The 1129-nt window shown below is 43.8% G+C and carries 3 protein-coding genes; 1 reads left to right on the plus strand and 2 read right to left on the minus strand.

The features are described from left to right. Positions 1–429, minus strand: a 429-nt coding sequence (locus tag R7127_RS26675) for a YtfJ family protein (protein WP_318148733.1), incomplete at its 3' end; no start/stop codon positions are given. 212 nt (positions 430–641) lie between these two features. Here R7127_RS26675 and R7127_RS26680 point away from each other — a divergent pair. Beyond that, complete coding sequence (locus R7127_RS26680; protein WP_005454667.1) at positions 642–842, plus strand: DUF1107 domain-containing protein; 201 nt, start codon at positions 642–644, stop codon at positions 840–842. A gap of 83 nt (positions 843–925) precedes the next feature. Here R7127_RS26680 and R7127_RS26685 read toward each other — a convergent pair. Continuing rightward, positions 926–1129: peptide-methionine (S)-S-oxide reductase (locus tag R7127_RS26685; protein ID WP_318148734.1), on the minus strand; the 204-nt coding region annotated here is incomplete at its 5' end.

Raw genomic sequence — 1129 nt, forward strand, 5'->3', positions numbered from 1 at the left:
TAGCCCCCAAGTGTTCGCCACCAAACCATTTTCATCCAATACCATTGATGACCAAGGAAACTCTTTTTTACTGTCTTGTGCTGAAGATTTCACAAATGAGCCAGTGCCCCAAATCGCATCATCTTGGTTGATGATGGTGGTGGTCTGGTAGCTATCTTCTGGGAATTTAGCGGCGGTAATTGCAGTCATCAGCGGTGCGTTCATCTCTTTTGAACTGCTGCGACCAGCAATCGCTTGAATTACGCGGACTTTACCTAACATATGCTGTGTTGCCCAAGGCTGGTAAGCCACACCTTCACCTTGTAAAACAATTTCACCGTATGCGCCAACTTGTGCTGGTGGAACGGTTTCACCAACCGACAAGTTATGTGCGAAAGCCAAACTTGGAGAAAGAGCAAGCAGTAGAGGTAGGAGAGTCTTAGTTTTCATATTGTTATATTCCGTTTGGGTTTGGGAGTTAAGCCAGTATATATCCAGTCCCGGCAAATTTGTAGAATTGTTGATAACATTTATTTAACGTATGCAGTGGTGTAATGTTGCGTTGTAGTTAGAATTTGCTACACTGAACTCCGTCGCAAAATGCGCATTAAGGTTGCAGAGAATAAGCAATCGGGGTTTTCTCAAAGGAATTGAGGTGAATTATGCTACGTGAGTTTGCTGTATATCGACCACTACAAGTGGCCCGCTTCGTAAAGACGTTGTTTAAAGGGCAATTCTTCATTGTTGGGGTGGGAAGTTTCTGCTTTGATAATGGCAAAGTGCTGCTTCCTGATGTGAAAGATCAAAAGCGACTGGCTGTCTTTAAAGAAGTAAACCAAGCAATTTCATCATTATCCGCCTAAACCATTCATGGCGTGTTAACCCAAAAAACGAAAGATTAAAAAGAGCGACCTTGGTCGCTCTTTCTCGTTTCAGTGCAGTTTGATTAGCCTTGCAAGCTTGGTGGGAAGCAAACACCTGTGCCGCCTATGCCACAGTAGCCATCCGGATTCTTTGCAAGATACTGTTGATGGTAGGTTTCTGCAAAATAGTAAGGCCCTGCTGGGACGATCTCAGTAGTAATCGTTGAGCGAAGCTCAGCTTCTAATGCTTGTTGATACTGAAGCTTTGATTTTTCAGCAAGTTCTTG

Origin of the sequence: Vibrio sp. 1159 (assembly GCF_033340395.1) — a bacterium.
GTDB lineage: Bacteria > Pseudomonadota > Gammaproteobacteria > Enterobacterales > Vibrionaceae > Vibrio > Vibrio alginolyticus.